Genomic DNA, 25,393 nt, shown 5'->3' with positions numbered 1-25,393 from the left:
AGCCTCGCTTATGCGGGGTTTTTTCGTTTCTGGAGACTGACCCTTATGAGTGGTTTATTTCACGGCATCACGACCACGGTGGTGGAGACCGGCGCGCGCACCATCTCGCTGCCGTCGTCGTCGATTATCGGCCTGTGCGACACCTTTACCCCGGGCCAACTCGGCGGCGGTACGGCCAAGGCCGGCGAACTGAAGTTGATCACCACCGAGCGCGAAGCCATTGCCGCCTTCGGCGCTGATTCGGCCATCACCAAGGCCTGTCAGGCGATCTACGTCAAAGCCAAGGCGGTGATCGTGGCTATCGGCGTGCCCAAGCTGGAAGACGCCGCGCTGCAAACCTCGGCGATCATCGGCGGTGTCCTTGCCTCGGGTCAGCGTACTGGCCTGCAGGCGCTGCTCGATGGCAAAAGCCTGTTCAACGCCCAACCAAGATTGCTGATCGCCCCGGGCCACACCGCGACTCAGGCGGTGGCCACGGCCATCGACAGTGTGGCGCAGAAGCTGCGCGCCATCGGCATCATCGACGGCCCTGGCACCACCGATGAGGCCGCCATGGCCTACGCCGATAACTTCGGCAGTCGCAACCTGTTCATGGTCGACCCGGGTGTGAAGTACTGGGACACCGTCACCAGCTCGACGGTCGACGCGCCCGGCTCGGCTTGGGCAGCAGGCCTGTTTGCGTGGACGGATGCTGAATACGGTTTCTGGGCCTCGCCATCGAACAAGGAATTGACCGGTATCACCGGTACCGGCCGCGCGGTCGAGTACCTGGACGGCGACGAGACGTGCCGAGCCAACCTGCTCAACAACGCCAATATCACCACGATCATTCGCGACGACGGTTATCGCCTGTGGGGCAACCGCACGCTGTCGAGCGATCCGAAGTGGGCCTTCGTTACCCGCGTTCGCACGCTGTTCATCCTCATGGATGCGGTGCAGGCGGGGCACAAGTGGGCCGTCGACCGTTCGATCACCAAGACCTACGTGACCGATGTCACCAACGGTCTGGATGCGTTCATGCGCGACCTGAAAGCCCAGGGCGCAATCATCAACTTTGAAGTGTTCGCCGACACCGAACGGAACACGGCCAGCCAGATCGCCCAGGGCAAGGTGTATTGGCGCATCCGTTTTACCGACGTGCCGCCGGCAGAGAACCCGAATTTCCTTTTCGAAGTCACCGATCAGTGGATGACCGAAGTGCTTGAAGCAGCCTAAGGGGGCGTAGCAAATGATTCCTCAGACTTTGTACAACACCAACCTGTTCGTCGACGGCGTGAACTTTTCCGGCGACGTGCCGAGCCTGACGCTGCCCAAGCTGACCACCAAGACCGACGAATATCGTGGCGGCGGCATGGCTGGCCCCATCGATATGGATCAGGGGCTTGAAAAAATGGAAGCCTCGTTTGTTACCAAAGGCGTGCGCCGCGAGTCGCTGAAGTACTTCGGCTTGGCTGACGGCACGGCGTTCAACGCCACGTTCCGAGGTGCCTTCAAGGGCCAAAAGGGCGCGGTGACAGCGGTCGTAGCCACCCTGCGCGGTCGCCTCAAAGAGGTCGATCTCGGTGACTGGAAAGCCGGTGATGCGGCCGAGATCAAACACGCCGTTTCGGTCACGTACTACAAGCTCGAAATTGACGGGCGCCTGATGTACGAAATCGACATGGTCGCCGGCATTCAGGTGATCGACGGCAAAGACCAACTGCTCGAAGTGCGCCAAGCACTCGGCATGTAAGGAATAGATCCAGATGACTCAAGTAATCGCTAAAAACCTGCCGGCCTGGCTGTCGCTCAGTGCGCTCGGCGCTGTTGTAACGCTGACCCGGCCAAGCCAAGCCAATAGCGTCGACGTCGAGACGTTGAACCTGCGTAACCCGACCGTGCGTGAGGTGCGTGCGGCTGATCGTGCTGCCAACGGTGATGATGAACAGCGCGAACTGATGTTGTTCGCCGGTCTCGCCGAAGTCGGACTGAAGGATCTGGAAGGCCTCAAGCTGACGGATTATCGCCGCGTGCAAACGGCGTATTCGCACCTGGTACCGAAAACCGATTATTCGGACTCGATGCCGGCGTGGTTGTCGCTGACCACCGATCAGGTGCTGGTGACGCTGTCGTGTCCGAGTGAAATCAACGGCGTGACCGTCGACAAGCTGGCCTTGCGTTCGCCGACCGTGGGCGACGTGCGAGCGGCCAACCGTGAGGTGGGTGGCGACGATGAGCAGCGCGAGCTGGTGTTGTTTGCGGCGTTGTCCGGCGCTTCGGTGGCGGATCTGGAGGGGCTGAAGCTGGTGGATTTTAACCGCTTGCAGGCCGGCTATTTTCGCATGGACAACGACGACGGGCTTTAACCCCAGCGTGATCAAGTCGGCGGCGAAACGTCTGGCGGCGGAAACCGGATTTTCCGCCGCCGAGATCCAGTCGATGCCGTTCGCGGATATGGTGTGGTGGCTCACGGATTGAGCCGCCACCGGTAGTGCTGGGCACATGAGGGCCATGATATGGCAAACAAACTTGCCCTCGGGCTGGTGATCGGCGGCGCCGTCAGTTCCACGGTCGGCGCCGCGTTCAAGGACGTGACCGGGCGCATCAAGCGCCTCGAGGCTGAAGGTAACAAAGCGCGCGTGCTGCAGCGCACGATTGGCGACACCATCCGCCTGCGTGAAGAATGGAAAAAGGCTCACGACACCGGCGCTGCCGGTGCGTCCAAATTACTCAGCCGTTTGAACTCGAACCTCGACAGCTTGAAAAAGCAGGGGGTCGAGGTCGGCCGGCTGGAAAAAGCCTATCGCTCGATGGGGCAGACGGCCAACAAAGCCGAGCTGAAAGCCAAGGGTCATCAGCAGATTGATTCTGGCGTAAAGGGCATGAAGGGCGCCGTCGGTGCGGCGGTGGTCGGTGTCGGTGCCATGGCGGTGCCGGCCAAGGTCAGCGCTGATTTTGGCGCGATTGTCCGTGACATCGCGATCAAGGCCGGCATTGCCAACAAGCCGCAAGAGCAGGAGATGTCGCGCAAGATCATCGACACGTCACGCGATACCGGCATGGCGCGCAACGATGTGGCCGACGTGGTCAATCAGTTGGTCGGCGCCGGTATGGATCTGAGCAAGGCGCTGGAATACGCGCCTGTCGCGGCCAAGTTTGTCGTGGGGCAGGGATCCAGCGGCGTCGACACGGCGAAGATGATCAACGCCCTGGGGCAGAACGCCAAGATCACCGACCCCAAGCAGATGCAGCAGGCGCTGGAGGCGATTGCCTACCAAGGGCAGGCGGGCAGCTTTGAAGCGGCCGACATGGCCAAGTGGTTCCCGGAACTGCTGGCCAACATGGCCAGTAACGGCATCACCGGCTTGGATGCGGTGACGCAACTGGGCGCCATGTTGCAGGTGCAGATGAAGCAGGCCGGCAGTTCGGACGAAGCGGCCAACAACCTGAAAAACTGGATGGGCAAAATCGGCTCGACCGACACGGTCAAGGCCTACGAAAAAGCCGGGATTGATTACAAGGGGTCGATGCAGACCGGTTTGCAAAACGGCATGTCGACGCTCGAAACCAGTATGGCGCTGGCTCAGAAATACATTCAGGCGACCGATCCGAAGCGTGCGGCGGCCATGGCCGAAGCCACGTCAAAAATCAGCAAGGAGGCCGACCCGGAGAAGGCCAAGGCCATGATGGCCTCGCTGGAAGAATCCCTGCGCACCGGCGACCTGTTCGCCGACATGCAGGTCAAGGCCGCACTGTCGGCCTACATGCAGAACAAGGCGCTGTACAGCCAGCTCAAAAACGATTCGCGTGACGCCACCGGGATCCTCGACAAGAACCTCGCCGAGCGGCGCGAGTCGTCATCGCAGAAATGGGCAGAAATGGCCCAGTCGATGGATGACGCCATGCGCAGCATCGGTGATGCGCTGCGCCCGGTGACGGACACCGTGGCCGAGTCGTTGACCAAGGTGACTAAAGGCATTACGTCGCTGACTGATAGCGCGCCCGGGGTAGTTGCCGGTATCGCCACGGTCGGGGCGGGGCTGATCGCCTTAAAGGGTATCTTCAGCACGATCAAGATCAGCAAGGGGCTGCTAAACCTTGCGCGTGGGTCGCGCGGTGGAAGGAATGGGAGCGAAGCCCCAAATAAAAACCCCGGAGAACTTGATCTGGTAGCGACTGGCCTGGATGTTGTTTCGCGGGTGAAGGATGCGGCAACAGGCGGTGGCCTTGGTACTGAAAGTGGTGCAGGTAACGACGGCGTCAAGAAGGTTTTCGTCGTCAATGCCGGCGCTATGGGTGGCGGTGTGGATGCGTCGGGCGAATCGCGCCGACGTGGACGTGGATCAAGGCGCAGCGCTCGGCGCCGGTCGTTGCCGAGTTCGAGAGGTCCTCGCCCGTCTGTGCCTCGTCCACCTGTTCCGGCTCCGCGCCCCCCTGTTTCGACCCCATCGCCATCAGTCCCTTCCGTTCCAAGTGGAGCATTGTCCAAGCTCGGCGTTGTCGCAGGAACCGTCGGTAAGGTCGGCAAGGCGGCCAAGATCATTCCTGGCGGCACGCTGCTGGAGTCCGGCGCGATGGCTTTTGAAACCTTTCAAAACGCCAAAACCAAGGACGAAAAAGCCGAAGGTTACGGTTCGGCCGCGGGCAACCTGGCCGGCACCATGGCCGGTGCAGCAGCAGGCGCTGCCATCGGTTCGGTTGTGCCGATCATCGGCACCGCTATCGGCGGCATGATCGGTGCTTATCTGGGCAGTCAGGGCGGTGCGGCGCTGGGCGGATCGTTGGGTAAGTCGCTGTTCGGTGGTGAGGATGAAAAGCCCGAGCAAACGGCAAAGGCGCCGGTGCCGACCACGCCGCTCATGATGTTGTCAGCGGGCCAGCAAGGACCGGCGCTGGGGGATGTCGCGCGCTCGATGGCGGTGACGGCGCCGCTCAAGTCGGCGGCGATGGCTATCCAGCCCAAGGAGGCGGAGAAGCCCGTTCCGGCCAAGGTGGATCAGCAGTTTCAGTACTCGCTGAATATGCCGGTGACGGTGCAGGGCGACGTCAAGGACCCGCAAACCTTGGCGCAGGATCTGATGCCGCACATGCAGCGAATGATGGCGGACGCGGCGAAGAGTAACGCTGCCAGGCTTTACGACGAACCCCATGTCTAAGGAGGTTTCATGGCTTACATGGAGCAGATGCAATCAAGTCTGAAGTATCTGGTGGATGCGGCGGAAACCGGGCGGCGCAGTGCTGACGCCATGCTGACCCCGGTCAACGGCGCGATCCGCGAACTGACCGGCGCCGCGTCCGAGCTGGAGAACATCCCGTTTGTTGGTCCGGCCATCGGCGCCAAACTTCAGCGGGTGATGCGTGGAGTCGATGCGGCTCAGGCCAAAGTCGGTCAGGTGGTGGCGGTGTACGGCCGCGCCACCCGGGCGGCGGCTGAAGTGCAGGATCGGCTGGGCACGTTGAAGGAGCAGGCGGGCAAGGCGGCCACGGCAATCAACAACGTCGCCGGCAAGGTCAGTCCGTCGCTGGCCAACATCGTGCCCACCAGTTCCTTTGCCGGTGAGGCTACGCCGGCGCCGGAGGCGGTGAAGCCGTTCCCCCACCTGATGATCATTCAGCCGCGCGATCCGAAAATTGAGCCGTATTACTTCAACCTGGACACGGCGGCTTTTGATGAGCTCAGTCGTTCAACAGAATTCCGCTGGGCTTCGCAGGAGCGGTTGACGCGCCGGCCGGCGAAGCAGGCTGTCGGTATGGGCGATGAAAAGTTGACGCTCAAGGGCACGATCTATCCGGGCTTCAAAGGTGGATTGAAGCAGCTCGACATGCTGCGTTCCATCGGGGCCAGGCTGCAACCGCTGACCCTGACCACGGGTTATGGCGAGGTGATCGGGACGTGGTGCCTGAAAAACATCAACGAGGAACAGTCCGCGCTGCTGCACGGCGGGATTGCTCGCAAACAGGGCTTCACTCTGGAGTTTGAGCGCTATGGCGACGACATGCAGGACGTCTGACGGCGACATGCTCGATGTCATTTGCAACAACGTTTACGGCCATTTGAATGGCAGCGTCGAGGCCGTGCTCGATGCCAATCAGGGGCTGGCCGATGAGCCTCAACCGTTCCGGTTGGGCGTGATCATCGTCCTGCCGGATCTGCCCAGCCCGACCAATGAAGGCGTCAGCCTGTGGGATTGACCCGGGGCGATGCCTTCGCCGGCGCCGTGTCGCGTTACGCGTAACGACGCCTTTTTTTTTGGCCCGCCTTGTGCGGGTTTTTTATTGGAAAAAATCCATGACCCCGATGTTTCGTATTGTCGCCGATGGCGCCGATGTCACGGCCAAGATCAATGATCGGCTGTTGTTGCTGCGTACCTCTGACAAGCCGGGCATGGAGTCCGACGAGTTTGAGTTGCGTATCGACGACCGTGATGGGCAAGTGAAACTGCCACGGCGTGGCAGCTCAATCGAGATTTATCTGGGGTATGCGGAAACCTCATTGGCGCGCATGGGCAGTTACACCGTGGACACGGTCGAGGTATCAGGCCCACCGGATACCATCGTGATCAAGGGCAAGGCCAGCGACATGCGTGGCAGCGGCAAGACCATCCGTAGCGGAAGCTGGGAAGGCGTGCCGTTGTCGAGGATCGTGGCTGACGTGGCCGCACGTAATGGCTGGACGCCGGTGTGCCCGGTGTCGACCAAGGTCGCCCGCGTCGACCAGCTCAACGAGTCCGATTTTAATTTCATCACCCGTCTGGCCAAGCAATACGACTGCACGGCCAAGGTGGCCGACGGCAAGCTGCTGGTGATGCCGCGCCAAAGTGGCCAGACGGCCAGCGGTAAGGCGTTTGGCGCCATTACCCTGACCCGACGCGACCTCAGCCGCTGGCAGTTCAGTCTCGGTGATCGCAATTCGCACAAAGCGGTGGCCGCCAAACATCAGGACAAAAAGAACGGCAAGCTCGCGGTGGTCACCATCGACAATGATGATGCGCCGGACGGCCTGCCGGCAGTGCACACCGACCGCCATATTTACCCAGACAAGGGCGCTGCTGAAGCGGCGGCAAAGGCACGTCTGTCGGCCTTCAATCGCTCGACCGCTGACGTGCGGCTTGAGATGCCCGGTCGAACGGACATCTTCGCTGAGCGTCCCATCATCGCTCAGGGTTTCAAGGTCGGGCTTGATGGTGAATACCTGGCGGATTCGGTCGAGCAGGTTTTCACCCAGTCGGGCTGGTCCACCACGGTCGAATGCAATGCCGGCAAAGCTGGTAAATCCAAGGGCAAGAAAAAGAAAGGGCAAAAACCACCCCTCAAAGTAGTGAACATCGAGAAGCAGTAACCACACCCCATCGCCGCCTGAGTGCGGTTTTTTTATGTCTGGAGTTTTTATGTCGCTCACTCAGCAGCAGTTGCTGCAGATCCTCCCCAACGCCCGCCCAGTCGCGGGCGTTTTTGTACCTGTCCTGAATACAGCAATGCAGCGCTACCAAATCGTGGGTAGAAAGCGCGTTGCCGCGTTCATCGCCCAGCTCGGCCATGAGTCGGGACAACTGCGTTACGTTCGAGAAATCTGGGGACCGACCCCGGCTCAAACGAAATATGAGGGGCGAGCAGATCTGGGCAATACCCAACCCGGTGATGGTTCGAAATATCGTGGCCGAGGCCTGATCCAGATTACAGGCCGGGCGAACTATGCCGCGTGCGGCGAGGCGCTGGGCCTCGACCTGATCACTCAGCCGGAGCTGCTGGAACTGCCCCAATACGCAGCCATGTCAGCAGCGTGGTTCTGGAAGCAGAACGGGCTGAACGATCTGGCTGACCGAGACCAGTTCAACACCGTCACCCGTCGTATTAATGGCGGTCTGAATGGTTTACAGGATCGACTGGAGATCTGGTCGCGTGCGCGGGCGGTGCTGCTGTGATCGCCGTCCCGTGGAAAACAGTCGGTGTGCTGACGCTGGTACTGATCGGCGCTGGCAGTGCCTGGCAGTTTCAGGACTGGCGGTACGGGCGGCAACTGGCCGAGCAGGCGCGGTTGAACGCCGAAACCCTCAATCAACTGACCCAGACCGCGGCCACTGCGCAGCAGGCCGAGCAGGACAAACGTCTGGCTCTCGAGCATCGGCTGTCGGCCAGCGAGCAAATCCACTTCAGGAAAATTAGTGATGCCCAACGTGACCAAGATCGCTTGCGCGATCGCCTTGCCACTTCTGATCTGCGGCTGTCAGTCCTCCTCGAAGCAACCGACGTTGCCAAAAGCTGCGACGTGCCAACCACCTCCAGCGCCGGCGGCGTGGATCATGCAGCCGTACGCGCCCGACTTGACCCAGCGCATGCTCAACGAATTATCGCCATCACCGACACCGGTGACCGTGGATTGATCGCCTTGCAGGCGTGTCAGGCCTACGTGAAGAATCAGCAGCAGTGATGGCGTCGCGCCATTCTTGCTGGGTAGCGAGTCCTGAACCATCATTCAGACTTCAATGGGATGAATGGTGAACATGGACAAGCAATTGGCCGGCTACTCAATTTTGATGACGATTATTTGGGTTTCAGTCGTTCTTTCCGTCATGTATTGGATGTCATAGTGAAGGTAATAGGTGGCTGAATTGGAAGGCGTAGTGCTGAGCGAGAAGATGCAGCGAGAAGCCGATCGGTTACTGGCGCAAATTGTGCGGGCAGACTCGATGGTCATCGCGGTAAAGGCGGGGGCACGTGCGGATGGTTTCGTGCTTGGACTGGAAACCAGCGGGGCCTTGCGCGCCGGTGATGCTGAAAAACTGTACATCATCTTTGAGGCCGCTCTGGTGGAGCGTCTGAAAACACTGGCGCGTAGTTAATCAGTGCCGTATTGATCCGGTCGCCAGTTCTTCGCACGATCTCTTAGCGTGGGCCCGCAGGCGCTATCTTTGTCACAAAACCTTTTCCGGTGCAGGTCGAACAATCTTCACGCGCACCAAAGTTATCGAGACAATCTGGGCAAATACAGAAAGCTGCCGATTCAATGTGAGGCCGCACCTTTTCAAAGGCATGCAGATCCCGCTCCTCATGTGCGACTTGCGCTGCATCTATAAGCGCCCGGTAAGCATCGGCATCGGATAGCGGTCGGCGCGTTACGCCGGCGATCATTCTTTCGGTCTCTAGCAACTGATATCGGCGGCCATTCATTTCCAACACCAGACCTGAAATCCGCCCAATCTTCCGAGAAAGACCCAGGGTCAGCCGCATACCATCAGCGTCAGAGTAGACCTTGCCGTCGTAGGCGAAGGACGCGCCGCGCGGTTCGTCATTGAAGAAGTTGAATATCGATCGACTGATAGTGCCTAGCAGCTCTCCGTTGTCGATACGAACGACGTCATAGCTCGACGCGCCACGATATTGGTCTGGCGAGTTTTGGAGCTCTTCGATGGCATGCCAATAAGCCGCGTCGGCCATTTCATTCATGTCGAACTGTTCAAGCTGGTCGATCAGGCCCTCATCGAGGAGCGTCGCCGCCATCTCGCGGAGGGTTTCCCTGTGCCCCTCTGGGTTCTGTAGGCGGAAGTCCTGATCATCGAGAGTTGCGCGCCATCGCTGGAGTCGGAGGGTTTTCGCTTGGTCGAAATTCATGAAACGGGATTCACTGTACGATAGCTGTATGTATGTACAGTAATCGAGCTGCGTCGAGCAGGCGAGGGGGAGTCGACGAACAGCAGGGGGAAGCTGCTTTCTGTCTAAAGGCGCTTCCGTGCCTGAGCGCTTTCGATCCTAAACTGGAGCTAAGTGGTTTTTCGAAGAGGATGATTTGGCTGAAGTAGATCTGCTACAGCCATCACTAGCTCATCCATTGACCAAGGCTTTTCTAAGTAAATTGTTGAGGATGGGATCTCCAGGGGATCTAGCGCGTAGCCAGAAGTGAGAATCGTAGCTGTATAGGGCCACTTTGCCTTGACCAACGCTATGAGTTCTGCACCTTGAAGCTGACCAGGTAAGCCGTGGTCCGAAATCACAAGTGGGCAATTCTCTTTCATGCTCAGCAAGTGTTCAAAGGCGCCGTCTGCGTTGTCGAAATCCAGGCACTGAAGACCGATCTCGGACAAAATCTCAACCATCAATAATCGAATTGTCGGGTCGTCCTCTACGACGATCACGAATCCGGATACTGGAGAAATCTTGCCCCATTCTTCGTTCATGTGATTGTTCCTGTATCCACCATCGTTGCTGCACGAGCATTGTCGGTTCCCAGTTTAGGCCTCTTCTCAATATTCGATTTGGTTGAAGAGCGGTTTGAGCATCCTCTACCGGCTGAAAGCGGTCATTCCGGCGTCATTAGCACGGCCAGAGTCATTTTGATAAATTCTTCATTTTTGTCGATTGCCCAGAGCGCACCACGGACGTTCTCGGCGACATCGGCGGATCCGCGCTGTTCGACCCAGTTCGACAGCTCCATGATGGCAGCTTCGAGGGCGAGCTGGTTTTCGTTGATCTTGAAGAGCAGTGAAGGGAGCAGATCTGAGTTGGGCATTTTGGTTTCCTTGGCAGTCAGAGAACCAGCGTAGCACCGTGTTACATGAAGAGTGTTTTAACGATCTGCAGGACGCCGGAGAGGGGAAAGTTTTGTAACGCGTTGCAAAAAGTTTTGTAACGCCTCGAAAGAAACCGCAAAAATCTCAAACCCCAGAAACGACAAAGCCCTGAATAATCAGGGCTTTGTCGTATCAGATATGGCGGAGGCGATGGGATTCGAACTCATGGACCTGTTACAGTCGACGGTTTTCAAGACCGTTGCCTTAAACCACTCGGCCACACCTCCGTTGCGTTGCGGGCGCCATAATACCTGAATGAAACACACTGTCAAACTCTCTGCATGGCTTGTTACAGAGCGTCTGTTATGATCTTTGCGACTGAACGTTTCAAACCAACAGGAGTGTCGCCATGCGCGAACAGGATTACGCAGTTAATAACAGCGTGCAGGCTGAGCAGCTAGAGGTTAGCCGCGTCCTGCGCAACACTTACGGCCTACTGGCTCTGACCCTCGCATTCAGTGGCGTCATGGCTTTCGTCGCACAGCAGATGCGTGTTGGCTACCCGAACATTTTCGTGGTGCTGATCGGCTTCTACGGGCTGTTCTTCCTTACCAACAAGCTGCGTGATTCCGCGTGGGGCCTGGTGTCCGCTTTTGCGCTGACCGGTTTCATGGGTTTCCTGCTCGGCCCGATCCTCAACCGTTACCTGGGCATGCAGGGCGGCGCTGAAGTGGTCAGCTCGGCATTCGCGATGACCGCGCTGGTGTTCGGTGGTCTGTCGGCCTACGTGCTGATTACCCGCAAGGACATGAGCTTCCTCGGTGGTTTCATCACCGCTGGCTTCTTCGTGTTGCTGGGTGCAACGCTGGCGAGCTTCTTCTTCCAGGTCAGCGGCCTGCAACTGGCGATCAGCGCAGGTTTCGTGCTGTTCTCGTCGGTGTGCATCCTGTTCCAGACCAGCGCCATCATTCACGGCGGCGAGCGTAACTACATCATGGCGACCATCAGCCTGTATGTATCGATCTACAACCTGTTCATCAGCTTGTTGCAGATCTTCGGCATCATGAGCCGCGACGACTGATCGTTGAAATGACGTAAACAAAAAACCCGCTTAGGCGGGTTTTTTGTTGTCTGTGAGAAAGGAGGTGGACGCGGACAATCCGTCGATCAATTGATAATGATGCTGCCGTCGGCCTGCTGCTTGTAGATCGTGTAGGGCAGCAACAAGGTGTCGAGTACTCCGGAAGCCACAGCGTCAATCGCCCAGCCCGGCAGTGCTGCGTTGTACTTGTTACCTTCGTCTATCGGTGCATGCAGACTGCAGAAGTCATACATCACGCCGCTGTAGATCCGTGGCACCGCCCCGCAATAGGATTTGTTCGATTTCAAATCGTCTATGGCAACCTGGTCGTCGCGCACGACCGTCTGCACTGTCCCGCAACCACTCAACACTAATGCCATCAGCATCATTGCCTGAACTTTCATACCGCCAATCCTTCGCCGGAAAAACCCTAATCTAAGCCAAACGTGCAGGAAAAGCACTTACGCCATTGGTGGCAAGCGGCGCTTGACCGGGGTCTTCTTGACGATTGCCGTGTTGGTTTCAGCCAGCGTATTGAGCCGGTCGAGCAGGGTATCCAGCTGTTCCATCGAGCGCACATGCAGGCGCGCGATAAAGCAGTCTTCGCCGGTGACCTTGTCGCACTCGGTGAATTCGGGAATCGCCAGGATCTGCCGCTCCACCTCCTGCAACTGCCCCGGCAGCGGGCGCACCCGCACGATCGCCTGCAACTGGTAACCAAAGCATTTCGGGTCGATCTCCACGGTGTAGCCCTTGAGCACGCCGCGCTCTTCCAGTCGGCGCAAACGCTCGGCCACGCTTGGCGACGACAATCCGCTGATTTGTGCTAGGGCTTTGAGCGAGCGCCGCGAATCCTCCATCAATGCACCGATGAGGACCTGATCGATATCGTCAGTCATGAAGAAACTCCAGCATTAGGCAATTGATGAAAACTACCCACGATAAAAAAGGCAGATTTCGAGTTTAGCCTGCTTTTTGCTCTGGAGCGCCTGTCGGTTTGCTTGGCATACTTTTGTCACAAAGACAGGAGATTGAAGATGGACAATACAATCCGTCGCGGTTCATTTGAAATGACGGCTGCCATGCTGATTTCCGGGACGATCGGCTGGTTCGTGCTGGTCTCCGGGCAACCGGTGCTCGACGTGGTGTTCTGGCGCTGCGTGTTCGGCGCTGGCACTTTGTTGCTGATCTGCGCTGCATTCGGTTTCCTGCGCCCGGGCATTCTGACCCGCACGACGTTCCTGCTTGCAGTGCTCAGCGGGATGGCGATTGTCGGTAACTGGGTGCTGTTGTTTGCTTCGTACTCCCGCGCCTCGATTGCCATTGGCACTGCGGTGTACAACGTCCAGCCGTTCATGCTGGTCGGTTTGGCGGCACTGTTTCTGGGCGAAAAAATCACCCTGCAAAAACTGTTCTGGCTGGCAATCTCGTTCATGGGCATGCTGGCGATCGTCAGCGCTCACGGCGCCCAAAGTGAAAGCGGCAACGACTATCTGATGGGCATTGCGTTGGCGTTGGGGGCGGCGTTTCTCTATGCGATTGCGGCGCTGATCATCAAGCGCCTGACCGGCACGCCGCCGCATCTGATCGCGCTGATTCAGGTGTGCACCGGAATTTTGCTGCTGGCGCCATTTGCGCATTTCAGCGCGTTGCCACAAGCGCCGAGTGCCTGGGCCAGTCTGGTGACGTTAGGCATCGTTCACACCGGTCTGATGTATGTGCTGCTGTATGGCGCCATCCAGAAATTGCCGACCGCATTGACCGGCGCACTGTCATTCATCTATCCGATTGCCGCGATCTTCGTCGACTGGTTCGCGTTCGGCCATCGCCTGGAAACCCTGCAATGGGTTGGCGTGGCGGCGATCCTGCTGGCCGCCGCCGGCATGCAACAGGGCTGGGGCCTGAAGACTCGGCGGCTGGCCGCGCAGTAACCCTCAGATGTTCCAGTGCGGCGCGGTTTTCGCCAGGCGATGGCGCATCTCGCCGATGTTCGCCGCCAGTTGCCGGGTTAGCAGTCGGTGGCCATCCAGCGTGCTGTAAACCGGCGCATCGAGGCTGGCCTCCGGCAATTCCAAAGGCCTGTCCAGACGTTGCGAGGCGCCGGTTTTCAATGCCCTTGCCATGCCGATCAGTTGCACGCGAATCTGCCGGTGCTCGGCTTTCAGTGCCGTTTGCAAATGCGCCATGGCCTCGGGATCGTTGGCATCCGGTCGGATGTTGCCGAGGATCTCCAGCGTGCTGATGCACATGCGCAGATTGCGCTGAATGGCATCGAGTTCGGTCATGGAAATCTTCACTTCCTTGGACACCGACGGCATCAGCGAACGCAACTGCACCATCACCGCACCGAGACGGCCCATCAATTTCAAATGCTCATCAGCGCTGACTGGCTGACCGCTGATGATCCGCCCGTAAACGGTGGCGCAATCGCGCAGGGCATCGGCGAGGTTGTAGCGCCACGAATACACCGCATACAGCGGAAGGGCGAACGAGAAGGCCAGTGCCAGGGCGATGCCGATCAGAATATCGACGCCGCGCCACAAACCATCGGTGATCGGATTGTCGCCATGCCCGGCGACAATGAACACGGTAATCGCCGAAAGCAGGGCGGTGTACCCTCCCTTGCCGATGGCGTGATAAGAGAAGAAACCGCAGACCACCGCCATCGCAAAGTACGTCAGCCAAGGCATGCCTAGCCAAGCTTGCTGTGCAACCAGCAACAAACCGACGCCAGCACCGATCAAGGTGCCGGTGGCGCGTTCGGCGGCTTTTTTGCCGATGTTGCCATGGTGCTGCAAACCGCCGATGACCACCAGCATGGTCACCGAGGCCCATTCACCGTGGGGCAGGTTGATGCCCGTGGTCAGCAGGATCGTTGCCAGCAAGCCGAGGGCCACCCGCACCGCATGGATCAGCCGCGCGTGCCGGTAACGTCGATAAGGATCAAGCAACGGGCGCAGAACACGGCGTAGCAAGGGCGGAAGTCGATGGGCGCTGTAAGTACTCAGTGCGGGCCTCTCGTGATTGGGCTTCAAATCAATGGAAAGGGAAAATGTAATTCATCCATGCTGCCATACGCAGGAGGATTTTGCGCATCGTGCCAATGTGGTGGAAGTGCTGACTGTACAACGCGGCCTGCCCATAAGCACCGCCCGGCATCAGCTTGCTGTACTGGGCGAACTCGGGATCGGTGATTTCAATGATTACCGGCACGCGCCCGGCCGGCGGCGACCCGGTGTAGCCGATCAGCGTGCCGGAAGGCTGTACCTGGCCTTCGGCAATCACACCGATGACATTCTTCACCCGACCGGCGAAAACCTTGCCGGGAATGCCATCGAACGCGACTTCCGCCTCGTCACCGACGGTCAGGCGCAGCAGGCTGTTCTGGCGCATCCACGCGGCAAAATACTGGCCTTCTTCGGGAATGAACACCATCGACGGGCGCAACGGCAACTTGCTTGCCATCATCCCCGGACGTAGCGAAACATGGGTGACGAAGCCTTTGCTCGGCGCGCGGACGGTGGTGTTGTCCAGCTCAAACTGGGCATTGTCCAGTTGCGCCTGCAGATCATCGGTGCGGGCGATGGCCGCATCCAGTTCGCGCTGGGTGCCGAAGTTGCGCCGGATCAGTTCGGTGATGCGATAGCGATCACCCTTGGCGGCGATCAATTGCGCCTTGAGCGATTTCACCCGGTTTTGAAATGGCGTAGGGTCGATGCGAAACAGCACGTCGCCTTTTTCCAGCGGCTCGTTACCCTTCACCGGCACGTCGATCACCTGGCCGCTGACGATGGGAATCACCGGCACAGACACGAAGTACGTGCGCGCCACCTCGGAATAGGGATGGTTGTAGTTCATGGTAAAAATCAAGGCGCCGATCATCAGGATGCCGCCCAGTACGGCGGTGGGCACCGTCCATTTGTTCAGCGGGATACGGAAGATTTTGAACACTGCGACGCAGATCGCGGCGTAAGTCAGGATAAGGAGCAGATCCATGGCGTTCAGCCCTCCTTGTTGTGGGGAGCAGTGGCGTTCAGCGCTTCGAGTCGCTCGATGCGACCTTGCAGTTCGACCACTTGTTGTTCCAGGCGAACGACATGGTTTTGCACGGGTTTACCGTCACCGAAGCCCCAGCCGCGATCTTCTCGATAGGCCATCGCCCAGATCCACAGGAAAGGCCAGAGCGCATGCAGCGTGAACAGACTGACCCAGCCAGTGGCATGGATCGCATCCTGATGCGGGTGTTTACGATGAACAGCAATCTCATAGGGAATGTCGTGCAACACGATGATCCCGTAAAACAGTACGAGCCCGGCAAACACCAAAACCCCTAGCGCAAAGTAATCCAGCATGGTCAAGCTCCCGGCATCCAGCACAGTGCTGGCATCAGTGTAGACACTGATTTGCCGGGCGCTTGGCGACTTTGGATCAGAACCGCATGCGCTCGCCTTCTTGCTTATTCACGATCCTCGTGACAGTGGATCAGAAGATGTAATCAGTGGTCAGGAAGCTTGAATCACGCCCGCGAATGATCTCGCTGATCAGGTCCTTGTTGCTGTCCTGGAACTTGGTCGCCACCAGCGTACGGATCGAGAACACCCGCAACGCATCGTGTACCGACAGCGTGCCTTCGGCCGAATTCTTGCGGCCATTGAACGGATAGGTGTCCGGACCACGTTGGCATTGCGCGTTGAGGTTGATCCGCCCGACCTGGTTGGCAAAGGTGTCGACCAGACGCCCGACCGCCACAGGGTTGGTGCCGAAGATGCTCAACTGCTGGCCGAAATCCGACTCCAGTACATAGTCGATCACGGTATCGAGATGACGGTACGGCACGATCGGCACGACCGGGCCGAACTGTTCCTCCTGATAGACGCGCATCTGCGGATTCACCGGGTAGAGCACCGCCGGGTAGAAGAACGACTCTCGTGATTCGCCGCCATTGGGGTTGACCACTTCGGCGCCTTTGCTGCGCGCATCCGCCACCAGACCATGCAGGTAATCGACCTTGCCTGATTCCGGCAGCGGCGTCAGCGACACACCGCTGTCCCACGGCATGCCCGGTTTCAGCGTGGCCAGTTTGGCGTTGAATTTCTCGATGAAGCTGTCAACCACGTCTTCGTGGACGAAGAGGATTTTCAGCGCGGTGCAGCGCTGGCCGTTGAACGACAGTGAACCGGTGACCGCTTCGCTGACGGCATTGTCGAGATCGACTTCCGGCAGGACGATGCCGGGATTCTTTGCATCCAGACCCAGCGCCGCGCGCAAGCGGTGCGGTTTTGGGTGGAGTTTTTTCAGGTCGCTGGCGGCTTTGTTGGTGCCGATGAAGGCGAAAATATCGATCTTGCCGCTGGCCATCAGCGCGCTGACGGTTTCGCGGCCACTGCCGTAGATCACGTTTATCACGCCGGTCGGGAAGCTGTCGCGGAAGGCTTCGAGCAGCGGACGGATCAGCAGCACGCCGAGCTTGGCCGGTTTGAACACCACGGTGTTGCCCATGATCAGCGCCGGGATCAGCGTGGTGAAGGTTTCGTTAAGCGGATAGTTGTAAGGGCCCATGCACAGGGCGACGCCGAGTGGCACGCGACGGATCTGCCCGAGGGTGTCCTGTTCCAGCTCGAAACGGCTGGATCGGCGGTCGAGCTCCTTGAGCGCATTGATGGTGTCGACGATGTAGTCACAGGTGCGGTCGAATTCTTTTTCCGAGTCCTTGAGGTTCTTGCCGATTTCCCACATCAGCAGCTTCACCACGGCATCGCGCTGCTGGCGCATGCGGCCGAGAAAGGCTTCGACGTGCTGGATGCGTTCGGCCACGCGCATGGTCGGCCACAGGCCCTGGCCACGGTCGTAGGCACGCACGGCGGCGTCGAGGGCGGTGAGGGCGGTGTCGGCATCGAGCAGCGGCGTGCTGCCGAGAATGACTTGTTCGTCGCCGTTGTCACCTTTCAGATAGACCGGGCTGCGCACGGTGGCGAGCGGGCCGTCCCAGCGGCGCAACTGGCCGTCGACCAGATATTCGCGTTGCTCGACCTGAGCGTCGAGGCGGTATTTTTCCGGGATGTCGCTGACAGAAGGGAACAGATTGCCAAGGATGTTTGCTGTGGTCATGTCGCTACCCCGTGTTGATGTCCATATGCAGATCAAAAAGCCTTCACAGGTTATACGCCTGAATGCGCCGGAATTTAAACCCGCAAATGTCACCGGAATGTCACGCAAAGGCGCAAAACAGAGCTTCAAGGAAAGCACGAAACCGCTGGCCTGATCGTTCCCACGCGCAGCAAAGGAATGCCTCAAGGGACGCTCCGCGTTCCAAGCGGACGCAGAGCGTCCGGGTCTGCATTCCCACGCAGAGCGTGGGAACGATCATCGGGGGAGAGGGCTGGCCCCGTTTGCCCCCCTCGCTGTCCCGCAATGCCCTCAAACCGTTGCAGCCGCTGCCGTAAGGTGTGTTCACAACAATAAGCGAGGCCGTTATGCGGGCAATCCGACTCACTCTACTGCTGGCGTTGGCCGTGGCGCTGCCTGGTTGCGGCGAAGACTCCAAACCCCCGGCCAGCGTCAATAGCAACGCCACGCCCAAAGACCCGGCACTGGCGCAGATCTACGCCAACAGCTGCCAGCTCTGCCACGCCAATCCCGCCGCCAATGCGCCGCTAACCGGTGATCGCAAAGCCTGGGAGCCGCGCATCCAGCAAGGCACCGACACGCTGCTCGACCATGCCATCAACGGCTATAACGGCATGCCGCCGATGGGCCAGTGCGTCGAGTGCTCGGAAGAACAATTCCTGCAATTGATCGGCTTCATGGCCGACCAGCCGCTCCCACAATAAGGTGCCCGGCATGACGATGGATCTGACACGGCGTCAGTTGTTGCAACGGGCAAGTATCGTTGGCGCGTTCAGTGCGCTGGCGACGAACCCGGCATTGGGCCAGTTGCTGCGGGCGCCACGCTTGATTCCGTGGCGCAACTGGTCGGGCGGGCAGAGTTGTTTGCCAGCGGCGCGCTTGGCGCCGAAGAATCTCGATGAGCTGGTGGCCGTGATCCAGCAGGCACAAGGCAAGATCCGCCCGGTTGGCTCGGCGCACTCGTTCAGCGCGCTGGTGCCCACCGACGGCACGCTGTTGTCGCTGAGCTATTTCAGCGGACTGCTCGATCACGATGCGAAAACCCTGCAAGCCGAATTCGCCGCCGGCACCCCCATGTCGCGCATGGGCCAGCCACTGAAAGACATCGGCCAGGCCCTGCAGAACATGGCCGATATCGATTACCAGACCCTCGCCGGGGCCGTTTCGACCTCCACCCATGGCACTGGCAAAAACTTCCAGTCCTACTCGGCCCACGTCTGCGGACTGCAATTGGTTACGGCCAATGGCGAGGTACTCGACTGCGACAGCCAGCGCCACCCCGAAGTATTCAACGCCGCCCGCGTCTCCCTCGGTGCGCTCGGTGTCGCTACTAAAATCCGTCTGCAAAACCGCCCGGCATACTGCCTGCGCGAACGCCAGTGGATCGCCAAGACCGAAGAGCTGCTCGAAGACCTCGACAACAACACTCGTGAAAACCAGCACTGGGAAATGCTCGTCGTCACGCATTCCGACTACGCCCTGTCCATCGCGCTCAACGAAACCGACGACCCGGCGACGCCGCCGATCAGCCCGGAAGAAGAGGGCGGCAACGAGTTCGTCACCCTGATCGAGAAGATCGACAAATACGCCAGCGACTTTCCCGACCTGCGCCGCACGCTGCTCAACAGCCTGCGGCATCTGGCCCGTTTCGATGATCGCGTCGGCGACTCCTTCGACATCTACGCGAATGTGCGCACGGTGCGGTTCAACGAAATGGAGTATTCAGTGCCGGCCGAACATGGCCCTGCTTGCCTGCGTGAGATTCTCAAGCTGATTCAGGACAAGGATCTGCGCACCTGGTTTCCCATTGAGTACCGATACGTCAAGGCCGACGACATTCCGCTGAGCATGTTCGAGGGCCGCGACAGTTGTTCGATCTCGGTACACCAGCATTACCAGATGGATCATCACAACTTCTTCGCGGCGGTCGAACCGATCTTCTGGAAGTACAACGGACGGCCGCACTGGGGCAAATTGCACACGCTCAACGCGAAAAACCTGCAACCGCTGTATCCGCGCTGGCGCGAGTTTGTCGACGTGCGTCAGGCGCTGGATCCGAGTGGACGGTTTCTCAATGCGCATCTGGCGTCGATATTGGGGGTGAGCTGATGGCGGTCAATCGACGCAATTTTCTACTGGGTACGCTGGGTGTCGGTGTGTTGTTGGTGGGGGCTGGAGCGTGGCTGCGGCCGGGCGACCGCGGTGCGCCGTACAGCGAATATTTCCGCGCACTGAACAAAGAGTTAAAGGAAAACGGCCCAATGCGCCCGGTGCTGCTGATCGATCTCGATCGGCTCGATCACAACATCGATGTGGTGATGCAATCGGTCAAGCGCGGCGGCAAACAATTGCGTCTGGTGGAGAAGTCGCTGCCGTCACCGGGACTGTTGAGCTACATCGGCCAACGTGCCGGGACGCAAAAATTGATGTCGTTTCATCAGCCGTTTCTCAATCACGATGCACAGGTTTTTCCGCAGTCCGACATTCTGCTCGGCAAGCCATTGCCGGTGCGTTCGGCAGAGCTGTTTTATCAATCCCACAAAGGCCCGTTCGATCCTGCGAAACAACTGCAATGGTTGCTCAACGGTCCCGAACGTCTGCAGCAATACCTTGCGTTGGCGCAGGGTTTGGGCACACGGATGCGCATCAACATCGAGCTGGATGTCGGCCTGCATCGTGGCGGGGTCAGTGATGAGCAGGTGCTGGGGCAGATGCTCACGCTGATCAGCGCCAACCCGCAGCATCTGGAGTTCGCGGGGTTTATGGGTTACGACCCGTTCGTCGGCATGGGGGTGCCGGGGATTCTTGGCTCGCCGGAAGAACTGTTCGCCAAGGTCATGGTGATTTATCAGCGCTGTGTCGATTTCACCCGGCAGCAGTTCCCCGCGTTGTGGCATGCCGGCCTGTGTCTGAACACCGCTGGCAGTCCGAGTTACCGCATGCATGAAAACGAAAAGCTCAGCACCGAGGTTTCGGTAGGCACGGCGATGCTCAAACCGACGCACTACGATTTGCCATCGCTCACCGAACACGTCCCTGCGACCTACATCGCCACGCCAGTTTTAAAAAGCACCGGCGCAGTGAATATCCCGGCGCTGGATGGCAAATCGAAGCTGTTTTCGTGGTGGGACCAGAATCAGCGCCAGACCTATTTCATCTACGGCGGTAACTGGATGGCCGAGTGCGAATCGCCCCAGGGTTTACAGAGCAACAGCGTCTACGGACGCAGCTCCAATCAAGAGATGATCAATGGCTCCAACGCCGTCGGCCTGACCGTAGAAGATCAAGTCTTCCTGCGCCCGACCCAGACCGAAGCCGTACTGCTGCAATTCGGCGACCTGCTGGCCGTGCGCAGCGGCAAAATAGTCGACACCTGGCCCGTTTACTCCTGAACAGCAAAGATCAAAAGATCGCAGCCTGCGGCAGCTCCTACATGGGATCGCATTTCAATGTAGGAGCTGCCGCAGGCTGCGATCTTTTGATCTTGATCCCCACCCGGTAATGAAGCTTTTATGACAAAAGTTCGGTAGCACATCGCCAGTCCGGTCATGCCTATGTAACGCGCTTGAGGGGCCCTACGGGGCGCTTTTCACAAGCCGAGGCGGGACGCCGGGAGTGAGGCAATGGGGACTATGGAACGCTACTCGAAAGTGGGCATGCAGGAACTCGATCAACGCCTGTCGAAGATCGTCGAAGCCGCGCGCAAGAAGCCGGTTTCGGTGTATCGCTACGGCGCGCCGTGGGTCTGGATCGTCTCGCAGGATGACTGGCAAGGCGCCTTGAAAGAGGTCTCCAGCTACATTCCGCCGGGCCATTCGCTGGTGTTGCTGCGCCCGCAGATCGACGACTTGCTCGACGCCCACCGCGAGCTCCTGCACGACCTCAATGCCGAGCCGGGCATGCTGATCCCCGCGCAAACGGTGATGCACATCCTGCTCCTGCAACTGCTGTATTCGGTGCCCAGCGAGCAGCAGCTCTACGAACAACTCAATTACAACCTGCTGTTCCGCTGGTTCGTCGGCCTCGGTCTGAACCAGAAAGTCTGGAGCTTCAACGCCCTCAGTCGCGACATCGCCACGTTGCTCAACGAGCCTCGTGCGGTGCTGCTCATTCAAAAAATCATCGGCGAAGTGTTCTGCGGCGCGTTGCTGCAAATGCCCGAGTTCTCGCTGAACTTCGCGCTTTTGCACACGTGGCTGGGCAAGCACGCCTGCGCCCCGCACGTCAGCAACTAACAGCGGCAACACACAAGGCGCCGAGGCGCCAACAGGTCATCGCGAATTCAGGGGGTAGTGTGGAACCGATTTTCAAGTCACGGCTGGCGCTGTGGGGCTGGCTGCTAGTGACGGCGGGCGCGCAGCCGGCATTGGCCGAGGAGGCCGCCGAAAACGCAGCGGCGCAGCGTCTGGTCGACGTCAACGAGTACTTCGTGCGCGGCAACACGGTGCTCGATGCGCGGGCGATTGAAGAGGCGGTGTACCCGTTTCTCGGCCCGCAAAAAGCCCTCAGCGATATCGAAGGCGCGCGAGACGCGTTGCAAAAGGCCTATCAGGAACGTGGCTACCAATCAGTGTTCGTCGAGTTGCCAGAGCAAGCGGTGGCTGACGGCATCGTCTATCTGCAAGTCAGCGAAACCAAGGTCGGCCGCGTGCGTGTGGTCGGTGCCAAACACTATTCGCCGCTGGACATCCGCGACGACGTTCCGGCGCTGAAGGAAGGCGAGGTGCCGGATTTCGCCAAGGTCCAGGGCGAACTCGCGCAGCTGAACAAAACCCCGGGCCGGCAAGTGATGCCGCTGGTGCGCGAAGGTCAGCGCCCCGGCACCATGGACGTCGATTTGCAGGTCGAAGACCAGAACCCATGGACCGCCAGTGTTGGCCTCAACAACGATTACAGCGCCGACACGGAAAAGCTGCGCACGGTCACCAGTCTCGGCTACAACAACCTCTGGCAACTCGGCCATAGCGTCAACCTGACGTTCTTCACTGCGCCGCAGGAAACCGATAACGCCAAGGTCTGGTCCGGCTCCTACACCGCGCCGCTGACCGATCGCTGGAGCGTGCAGTTCTCCGGTTACCAGTCCGACAGCAACGTCGCCACCATCGGCGGCAGCAACGTGCTGGGCAAGGGCCACAGCTACGGCGTGTCGGCGATTTACACGCTGCCGTCGAGCGGCAACTGGTCGAACTCGCTGTCGGCCGGCATCGACTTCAAGGACTTCGACGAACGCCTGACCCTGTCGGGCGAGAGCGACAAGGTCCCACTGCAATACGCGCCGTTCACCTTCGCCTACAACGGCTATCGCTACACCGAAAAAAGCCAGCTCGGCCTGGGTCTGAGCCTGGTCGCCGCCACCCGCAGCATCTTCGGCTACGGCAGTTCCGACGAAGATTTCGACTACAAACGCTACCGCGCCAAACCGAGTTTCGCCGTGCTCAAGGGCGACACCAATTACACCTGGACCTTCGACAGCGACTGGCAGAGCGCAAGCAAAGCAGCGTTCCAACTCGCGTCCGGGCCGCTGGTTTCCAACGAGCAATTCTCCGCCGGTGGCGCCACTTCAGTCCGCGGATATCTGGCTGCCGAACGCACCGGCGATGACGGCTTGCTGCTCAGCCAGGAACTGCGCACGCCGTCACTGGCCAAGTACGCCGGCACGTGGATGCAGGACTGGCGCTTCTATGCCTTTGCCGAAGGCGCGCAACTGTATCTGCGCGACGAACTGCCGGATCAGGACGCCAATTACGCCCTGGCCAGCGTCGGCCTCGGCACCCGCGCCAGCCTGAGCAAATGGCTGTCTGGCAGCCTCGACTGGGGCTACCCGCTACTCGAAGGGCCGAATACCTCGAAGCAGGAATCGCGCCTGCATTTCAACCTTCAAGCCACTTTTTAAAGGAGCACGTTCATGCAGCGCCTCATTCTTTCGTTGTTGATCTGCCTGGGCTTCGTGCTCCCGGCCACAGCTCAGGCCTGGTGGCAGGACGACTGGCACTACCGCAAACAGATCGCCGTCGACACCACGCCACAAGGCGCGGCGATCAATCAGGCCCTCGGCCGCACCGCGCTGCTGGTGCGCCTGCACACCGGCAATTTCACCTTCGATGGCGTGAAAGAGGACGGCTCTGATCTGCGTTTCGTCGCCGCCGATGACAAAACCGTGCTCAACCACCAGATCGAAAGCTTCGATGCGCTGATGGGCATGGCGTTGATCTGGGTCGATGTGCCGAATGTCGAGGGCGGTCAGCGCCAGGACATCTGGATGTATTACGGCAATCAGAAGGCCCCGGCGACTGGCAACGGCCAACTGACCTTCGATCCGAATTACACCGCGCTGTATCACTTCGATGGCGCCACCGGCACCCCGGCCAAAGACACCACCGCTTACGGCAACACTGCGCAAAGCGCCACCGGTGCGGCGATTGACGGCGTAGTAGGGCGCGCCTTGCAGTTCAGCGGCCAGCCGTTGTTGCTGCCGGCCAGTCCTTCGCTGCAACACAACGCGGGCAGCGCGTTTACCTTCAGTGCCTGGCTGCGTCTGGATCAGGCTAGTGGCGAGCAACTGATTCTCGCCCGTCGTGAGGGCGCCAACAGTTTGCTGATCGGCGCCAACCAAGGTGTGCCGTTTGTAGAAATCGATGGCCAACGTGCTGTTGCCACACAAGCGCTGAATCCGGGCCAATGGCAACATGTCGCACTGACCGCTGAAGGCTCGAAAGTGACCCTGTTCATCAACGGTCGCGAAGCTGCCACGCTCGCTCAGGCGATGCCGGCCTTCAACTCGGTCATGGCCATCGGCGCTGACGTGCACGAAGGTCCGTTCCAGCCGTTTGTGGGCGCTATCGATGAATTGCGCCTGTCGAAGGTGTCACGCCCGGCAGCGCTGTTGCTGGCCGACGCCACCTCGCAAGGCGCCGAGTCGAAACTGGTCGCTTACGGCGTCGATGAAGAGCAATCCGGGTTCGGTTTCGGCAGCCTCGGCTTCCTGCTCAACGCCGTGCCAATCGACGCCTGGGTGATCATCGCCGTGCTGGTGCTGATGATGTTCCAGTCGTGGATCATCATGCTGCGCAAGAACCGCAGCCTCAGCCGCGTGTCTGCCGCCAACGAAGACTTCCGCGTGCAGTTCGCCAAGGTCGGCACACGTCTGGAGATGTTTGCCGACGACGCGCAGCTCGCCCAACGTTTGCAGCATTCGTCGCTGTGGCGCCTGTACCTGGTGGCGGTGAAAGAGATCCGCACCCGCCGCGAGCAGGGCGCTGATACCTCGTCGGTTTCAGCGGCGACCATCGAAGCCATTCGCTGCTCCATGGACGGTGTGCGCACCCGCGAAAACCAGCAACTCAGCTCGAAACTCTCGACTCTGTCCAACGCCATCGCCGGTGGCCCGTACATCGGCCTGCTCGGCACCGTGTTGGGGATCATGGTGGTGTTCCTCGGCACGGCGATGGCCGGCGACGTCAACATCAACGCCATTGCTCCCGGTATGGCCGCCGCGTTGTTGGCCACGGCAATGGGCCTGTTCGTCGCGATCCCGGCGCTGTTTGGCTACAACCGCCTGATCACCCGCAACAAGGAAGTCAGCGCTGACATGCGCGTGTTCGTCGACGAGTTCATCACCCGTCTGGCGGAGATGCACGGCGAGAGTCAGTTCAGTGAGACGTCGCATCGCGGCCATCACGCCAACCACTCCGTACCGGCCTGA

General features: G+C 59.5%; 27 protein-coding genes and 1 tRNA gene. 18 read left to right on the top strand and 10 right to left on the bottom strand.

The features are described 5' to 3' along the window. Nucleotides 1-45: 45 nt before the first annotated feature. The 10 genes from F8N44_RS04975 to F8N44_RS04930 all read left to right on the top strand — a co-directional run bounded on the left by F8N44_RS04975 (nt 46) and on the right by F8N44_RS04930 (nt 8,819). Nucleotides 46-1,215 (top strand): phage tail sheath family protein, encoded by a 1,170-nt coding sequence (locus F8N44_RS04975; protein ID WP_150649552.1) that lies wholly within the window; start codon nt 46-48, stop codon nt 1,213-1,215. A 13-nt stretch (nt 1,216-1,228) separates the two neighbouring features. Beyond that, on the top strand, nt 1,229-1,732 hold the full coding sequence (locus tag F8N44_RS04970) for a phage major tail tube protein (RefSeq protein WP_102902301.1): 504 nt from the start codon (nt 1,229-1,231) through the stop codon (nt 1,730-1,732). A gap of 13 nt (nt 1,733-1,745) precedes the next feature. Then, nucleotides 1,746-2,345 carry a phage tail assembly protein gene (locus tag F8N44_RS32070; protein ID WP_150649551.1) on the top strand — a complete coding sequence of 200 codons (600 nt, stop codon included), beginning with the start codon at nt 1,746-1,748 and terminating at the stop codon, nt 2,343-2,345. A 150-nt stretch (nt 2,346-2,495) separates the two neighbouring features. Further along, nucleotides 2,496-5,135 carry a phage tail tape measure protein gene (locus tag F8N44_RS04960; protein WP_150649550.1) on the top strand — a complete coding sequence of 880 codons (2,640 nt, stop codon included), beginning with the start codon at nt 2,496-2,498 and terminating at the stop codon, nt 5,133-5,135. Between the two features lie 9 nt (nt 5,136-5,144). Then, the gene (locus F8N44_RS04955) at nt 5,145-5,990 is read left to right on the top strand and encodes a phage tail protein (RefSeq protein WP_150649549.1); all 846 of its coding nucleotides are present in this window, start codon (nt 5,145-5,147) and stop codon (nt 5,988-5,990) included. Beyond that, nucleotides 5,965-6,171, top strand: coding sequence for a tail protein X (locus F8N44_RS04950; protein ID WP_034156567.1), 207 nt, complete (start codon nt 5,965-5,967; stop codon nt 6,169-6,171). Before F8N44_RS04955 ends, F8N44_RS04950 begins: the two co-directional genes overlap by 26 nt. 97 nt (nt 6,172-6,268) lie before the next feature. Then, entirely contained in the window at nt 6,269-7,318 is a 1,050-nt protein-coding gene (locus F8N44_RS04945; RefSeq protein WP_150649548.1) for a phage late control D family protein, read from the top strand. A 49-nt stretch (nt 7,319-7,367) separates the two neighbouring features. Continuing rightward, nucleotides 7,368-7,901: a glycoside hydrolase family 19 protein gene (locus F8N44_RS04940; RefSeq protein WP_150649547.1), complete on the top strand. Its 534-nt coding sequence runs from the start codon at nt 7,368-7,370 to the stop codon at nt 7,899-7,901. After that, on the top strand, nt 7,901-8,407 hold the full coding sequence (locus F8N44_RS04935) for a lysis system i-spanin subunit Rz (RefSeq protein WP_150649584.1): 507 nt from the start codon (nt 7,901-7,903) through the stop codon (nt 8,405-8,407). The genes F8N44_RS04940 and F8N44_RS04935 overlap by 1 nt, the downstream gene beginning before the upstream one ends. Nucleotides 8,408-8,588: 181 nt before the next feature. Next, nucleotides 8,589-8,819, top strand: a complete 231-nt coding sequence (locus F8N44_RS04930; RefSeq protein ID WP_150649583.1) for a hypothetical protein — start codon at nt 8,589-8,591, stop codon at nt 8,817-8,819. Between the two features lie 43 nt (nt 8,820-8,862). Here F8N44_RS04930 and F8N44_RS04925 read toward each other — a convergent pair whose 3' ends face one another. The 4 genes from F8N44_RS04925 to F8N44_RS04910 form a co-directional block, all read right to left on the bottom strand. Next, a complete protein-coding gene (locus tag F8N44_RS04925; protein ID WP_150649546.1) occupies nt 8,863-9,588 on the bottom strand; it encodes a hypothetical protein in 726 nt (241 codons plus the stop codon). A 149-nt stretch (nt 9,589-9,737) separates the two neighbouring features. Then, entirely contained in the window at nt 9,738-10,151 is a 414-nt protein-coding gene (locus F8N44_RS04920; protein WP_150649545.1) for a response regulator, read from the bottom strand. Between the two features lie 122 nt (nt 10,152-10,273). Then, entirely contained in the window at nt 10,274-10,483 is a 210-nt protein-coding gene (locus F8N44_RS04915) for a hypothetical protein (protein ID WP_034156506.1), read from the bottom strand. Nucleotides 10,484-10,683: 200 nt separating this feature from the next. Further along, a tRNA-Ser gene (locus F8N44_RS04910) sits at nt 10,684-10,771 on the bottom strand. 122 nt (nt 10,772-10,893) lie between these two features. On the opposite strand from F8N44_RS04910, the gene F8N44_RS04905 reads away from it, so the two are divergent. Beyond that, nucleotides 10,894-11,565: a Bax inhibitor-1/YccA family protein gene (locus tag F8N44_RS04905; RefSeq protein WP_007915443.1), complete on the top strand. Its 672-nt coding sequence runs from the start codon at nt 10,894-10,896 to the stop codon at nt 11,563-11,565. Nucleotides 11,566-11,651: 86 nt separating this feature from the next. Here the strand turns inward: F8N44_RS04905 and F8N44_RS04900 are convergent, their stop codons facing one another. Together F8N44_RS04900 and F8N44_RS04895 are read right to left on the bottom strand one after the other, a co-directional pair. Then, a complete protein-coding gene (locus tag F8N44_RS04900; protein ID WP_150649544.1) occupies nt 11,652-11,969 on the bottom strand; it encodes a YceK/YidQ family lipoprotein in 318 nt (105 codons plus the stop codon). Between the two features lie 57 nt (nt 11,970-12,026). After that, complete coding sequence (locus tag F8N44_RS04895; RefSeq protein ID WP_150649543.1) at nt 12,027-12,464, bottom strand: Lrp/AsnC family transcriptional regulator; 438 nt, start codon at nt 12,462-12,464, stop codon at nt 12,027-12,029. Nucleotides 12,465-12,602: 138 nt separating this feature from the next. On the opposite strand from F8N44_RS04895, the gene F8N44_RS04890 reads away from it, so the two are divergent. Continuing rightward, nucleotides 12,603-13,496 carry a DMT family transporter gene (locus F8N44_RS04890; RefSeq protein WP_150649542.1) on the top strand — a complete coding sequence of 298 codons (894 nt, stop codon included), beginning with the start codon at nt 12,603-12,605 and terminating at the stop codon, nt 13,494-13,496. 3 nt (nt 13,497-13,499) lie between these two features. Here F8N44_RS04890 and F8N44_RS04885 read toward each other — a convergent pair whose 3' ends face one another. From F8N44_RS04885 to F8N44_RS04870, 4 genes are all read right to left on the bottom strand, one after another. Beyond that, the gene (locus tag F8N44_RS04885) at nt 13,500-14,540 is read right to left on the bottom strand and encodes an FUSC family protein (RefSeq protein ID WP_191630853.1); all 1,041 of its coding nucleotides are present in this window, start codon (nt 14,538-14,540) and stop codon (nt 13,500-13,502) included. A 61-nt stretch (nt 14,541-14,601) separates the two neighbouring features. Continuing rightward, nucleotides 14,602-15,561: an HlyD family secretion protein gene (locus tag F8N44_RS04880; RefSeq protein ID WP_150649541.1), complete on the bottom strand. Its 960-nt coding sequence runs from the start codon at nt 15,559-15,561 to the stop codon at nt 14,602-14,604. A 5-nt stretch (nt 15,562-15,566) separates the two neighbouring features. After that, nucleotides 15,567-15,917: a DUF3302 domain-containing protein gene (locus F8N44_RS04875; RefSeq protein WP_150649540.1), complete on the bottom strand. Its 351-nt coding sequence runs from the start codon at nt 15,915-15,917 to the stop codon at nt 15,567-15,569. Nucleotides 15,918-16,047: 130 nt separating this feature from the next. Beyond that, nucleotides 16,048-17,673, bottom strand: a complete 1,626-nt coding sequence (locus tag F8N44_RS04870) for an NADP-dependent glyceraldehyde-3-phosphate dehydrogenase (protein WP_007915458.1) — start codon at nt 17,671-17,673, stop codon at nt 16,048-16,050. Between the two features lie 365 nt (nt 17,674-18,038). Here F8N44_RS04870 and F8N44_RS04865 point away from each other — a divergent pair, with 365 nt between their 5' ends. From F8N44_RS04865 to F8N44_RS04840, 6 genes are all read left to right on the top strand, one after another. Then, nucleotides 18,039-18,395: a c-type cytochrome gene (locus tag F8N44_RS04865; protein WP_093433064.1), complete on the top strand. Its 357-nt coding sequence runs from the start codon at nt 18,039-18,041 to the stop codon at nt 18,393-18,395. A 76-nt stretch (nt 18,396-18,471) separates the two neighbouring features. Next, nucleotides 18,472-19,800: a D-arabinono-1,4-lactone oxidase gene (locus F8N44_RS04860; protein ID WP_191630859.1), complete on the top strand. Its 1,329-nt coding sequence runs from the start codon at nt 18,472-18,474 to the stop codon at nt 19,798-19,800. 74 nt (nt 19,801-19,874) lie between these two features. Next, nucleotides 19,875-21,083 carry a DSD1 family PLP-dependent enzyme gene (locus tag F8N44_RS04855; RefSeq protein WP_191630858.1) on the top strand — a complete coding sequence of 403 codons (1,209 nt, stop codon included), beginning with the start codon at nt 19,875-19,877 and terminating at the stop codon, nt 21,081-21,083. Nucleotides 21,084-21,314: 231 nt separating this feature from the next. Beyond that, entirely contained in the window at nt 21,315-21,926 is a 612-nt protein-coding gene (locus F8N44_RS32140) for a transposase (RefSeq protein ID WP_150649537.1), read from the top strand. 59 nt (nt 21,927-21,985) lie between these two features. Then, nucleotides 21,986-23,584, top strand: a complete 1,599-nt coding sequence (locus F8N44_RS04845; protein ID WP_150649536.1) for a ShlB/FhaC/HecB family hemolysin secretion/activation protein — start codon at nt 21,986-21,988, stop codon at nt 23,582-23,584. Between the two features lie 12 nt (nt 23,585-23,596). Continuing rightward, nucleotides 23,597-25,393 (top strand): DUF2341 domain-containing protein, encoded by a 1,797-nt coding sequence (locus F8N44_RS04840; protein ID WP_150649535.1) that lies wholly within the window; start codon nt 23,597-23,599, stop codon nt 25,391-25,393.

The organism is Pseudomonas fluorescens (assembly GCF_902497745.1).
Taxonomy (GTDB): Bacteria; Pseudomonadota; Gammaproteobacteria; order Pseudomonadales; family Pseudomonadaceae; genus Aquipseudomonas; species Aquipseudomonas fluorescens_BM.
The sequence above is the reverse complement of the archived record's forward strand: the minus strand, read 5'-3'. Positions and strand labels throughout refer to the sequence as shown.

What these genes read in the sequence shown, in the direction of transcription:
- F8N44_RS04960 (WP_150649550.1), top strand. Translation starts at nt 2,496, where the DNA reads ATGGCAAACAAACTTGCCCTCGGGCTGGTGATCGGCGGCGCCGTCAGT.
- F8N44_RS04925 (WP_150649546.1), bottom strand. Translation starts at nt 9,588, where the DNA reads ATGAATTTCGACCAAGCGAAAACCCTCCGACTCCAGCGATGGCGCGCA.
- F8N44_RS04940 (WP_150649547.1), top strand. Translation starts at nt 7,368, where the DNA reads ATGTCGCTCACTCAGCAGCAGTTGCTGCAGATCCTCCCCAACGCCCGC.
- F8N44_RS04895 (WP_150649543.1), bottom strand. Translation starts at nt 12,464, where the DNA reads ATGACTGACGATATCGATCAGGTCCTCATCGGTGCATTGATGGAGGAT.
- F8N44_RS04945 (WP_150649548.1), top strand. Translation starts at nt 6,269, where the DNA reads ATGACCCCGATGTTTCGTATTGTCGCCGATGGCGCCGATGTCACGGCC.
- F8N44_RS04950 (WP_034156567.1), top strand. Translation starts at nt 5,965, where the DNA reads ATGGCGACGACATGCAGGACGTCTGACGGCGACATGCTCGATGTCATT.
- F8N44_RS04880 (WP_150649541.1), bottom strand. Translation starts at nt 15,561, where the DNA reads ATGGATCTGCTCCTTATCCTGACTTACGCCGCGATCTGCGTCGCAGTG.
- F8N44_RS32070 (WP_150649551.1), top strand. Translation starts at nt 1,746, where the DNA reads ATGACTCAAGTAATCGCTAAAAACCTGCCGGCCTGGCTGTCGCTCAGT.
- F8N44_RS04915 (WP_034156506.1), bottom strand. Translation starts at nt 10,483, where the DNA reads ATGCCCAACTCAGATCTGCTCCCTTCACTGCTCTTCAAGATCAACGAA.
- F8N44_RS04920 (WP_150649545.1), bottom strand. Translation starts at nt 10,151, where the DNA reads ATGAACGAAGAATGGGGCAAGATTTCTCCAGTATCCGGATTCGTGATC.
- F8N44_RS04975 (WP_150649552.1), top strand. Translation starts at nt 46, where the DNA reads ATGAGTGGTTTATTTCACGGCATCACGACCACGGTGGTGGAGACCGGC.
- F8N44_RS04875 (WP_150649540.1), bottom strand. Translation starts at nt 15,917, where the DNA reads ATGCTGGATTACTTTGCGCTAGGGGTTTTGGTGTTTGCCGGGCTCGTA.
- F8N44_RS04865 (WP_093433064.1), top strand. Translation starts at nt 18,039, where the DNA reads ATGCGGGCAATCCGACTCACTCTACTGCTGGCGTTGGCCGTGGCGCTG.
- F8N44_RS04905 (WP_007915443.1), top strand. Translation starts at nt 10,894, where the DNA reads ATGCGCGAACAGGATTACGCAGTTAATAACAGCGTGCAGGCTGAGCAG.
- F8N44_RS04870 (WP_007915458.1), bottom strand. Translation starts at nt 17,673, where the DNA reads ATGACCACAGCAAACATCCTTGGCAATCTGTTCCCTTCTGTCAGCGAC.
- F8N44_RS04970 (WP_102902301.1), top strand. Translation starts at nt 1,229, where the DNA reads ATGATTCCTCAGACTTTGTACAACACCAACCTGTTCGTCGACGGCGTG.
- F8N44_RS04890 (WP_150649542.1), top strand. Translation starts at nt 12,603, where the DNA reads ATGGACAATACAATCCGTCGCGGTTCATTTGAAATGACGGCTGCCATG.
- F8N44_RS04900 (WP_150649544.1), bottom strand. Translation starts at nt 11,969, where the DNA reads ATGAAAGTTCAGGCAATGATGCTGATGGCATTAGTGTTGAGTGGTTGC.
- F8N44_RS32140 (WP_150649537.1), top strand. Translation starts at nt 21,315, where the DNA reads ATGGGGACTATGGAACGCTACTCGAAAGTGGGCATGCAGGAACTCGAT.
- F8N44_RS04840 (WP_150649535.1), top strand. Translation starts at nt 23,597, where the DNA reads ATGCAGCGCCTCATTCTTTCGTTGTTGATCTGCCTGGGCTTCGTGCTC.
- F8N44_RS04955 (WP_150649549.1), top strand. Translation starts at nt 5,145, where the DNA reads ATGGCTTACATGGAGCAGATGCAATCAAGTCTGAAGTATCTGGTGGAT.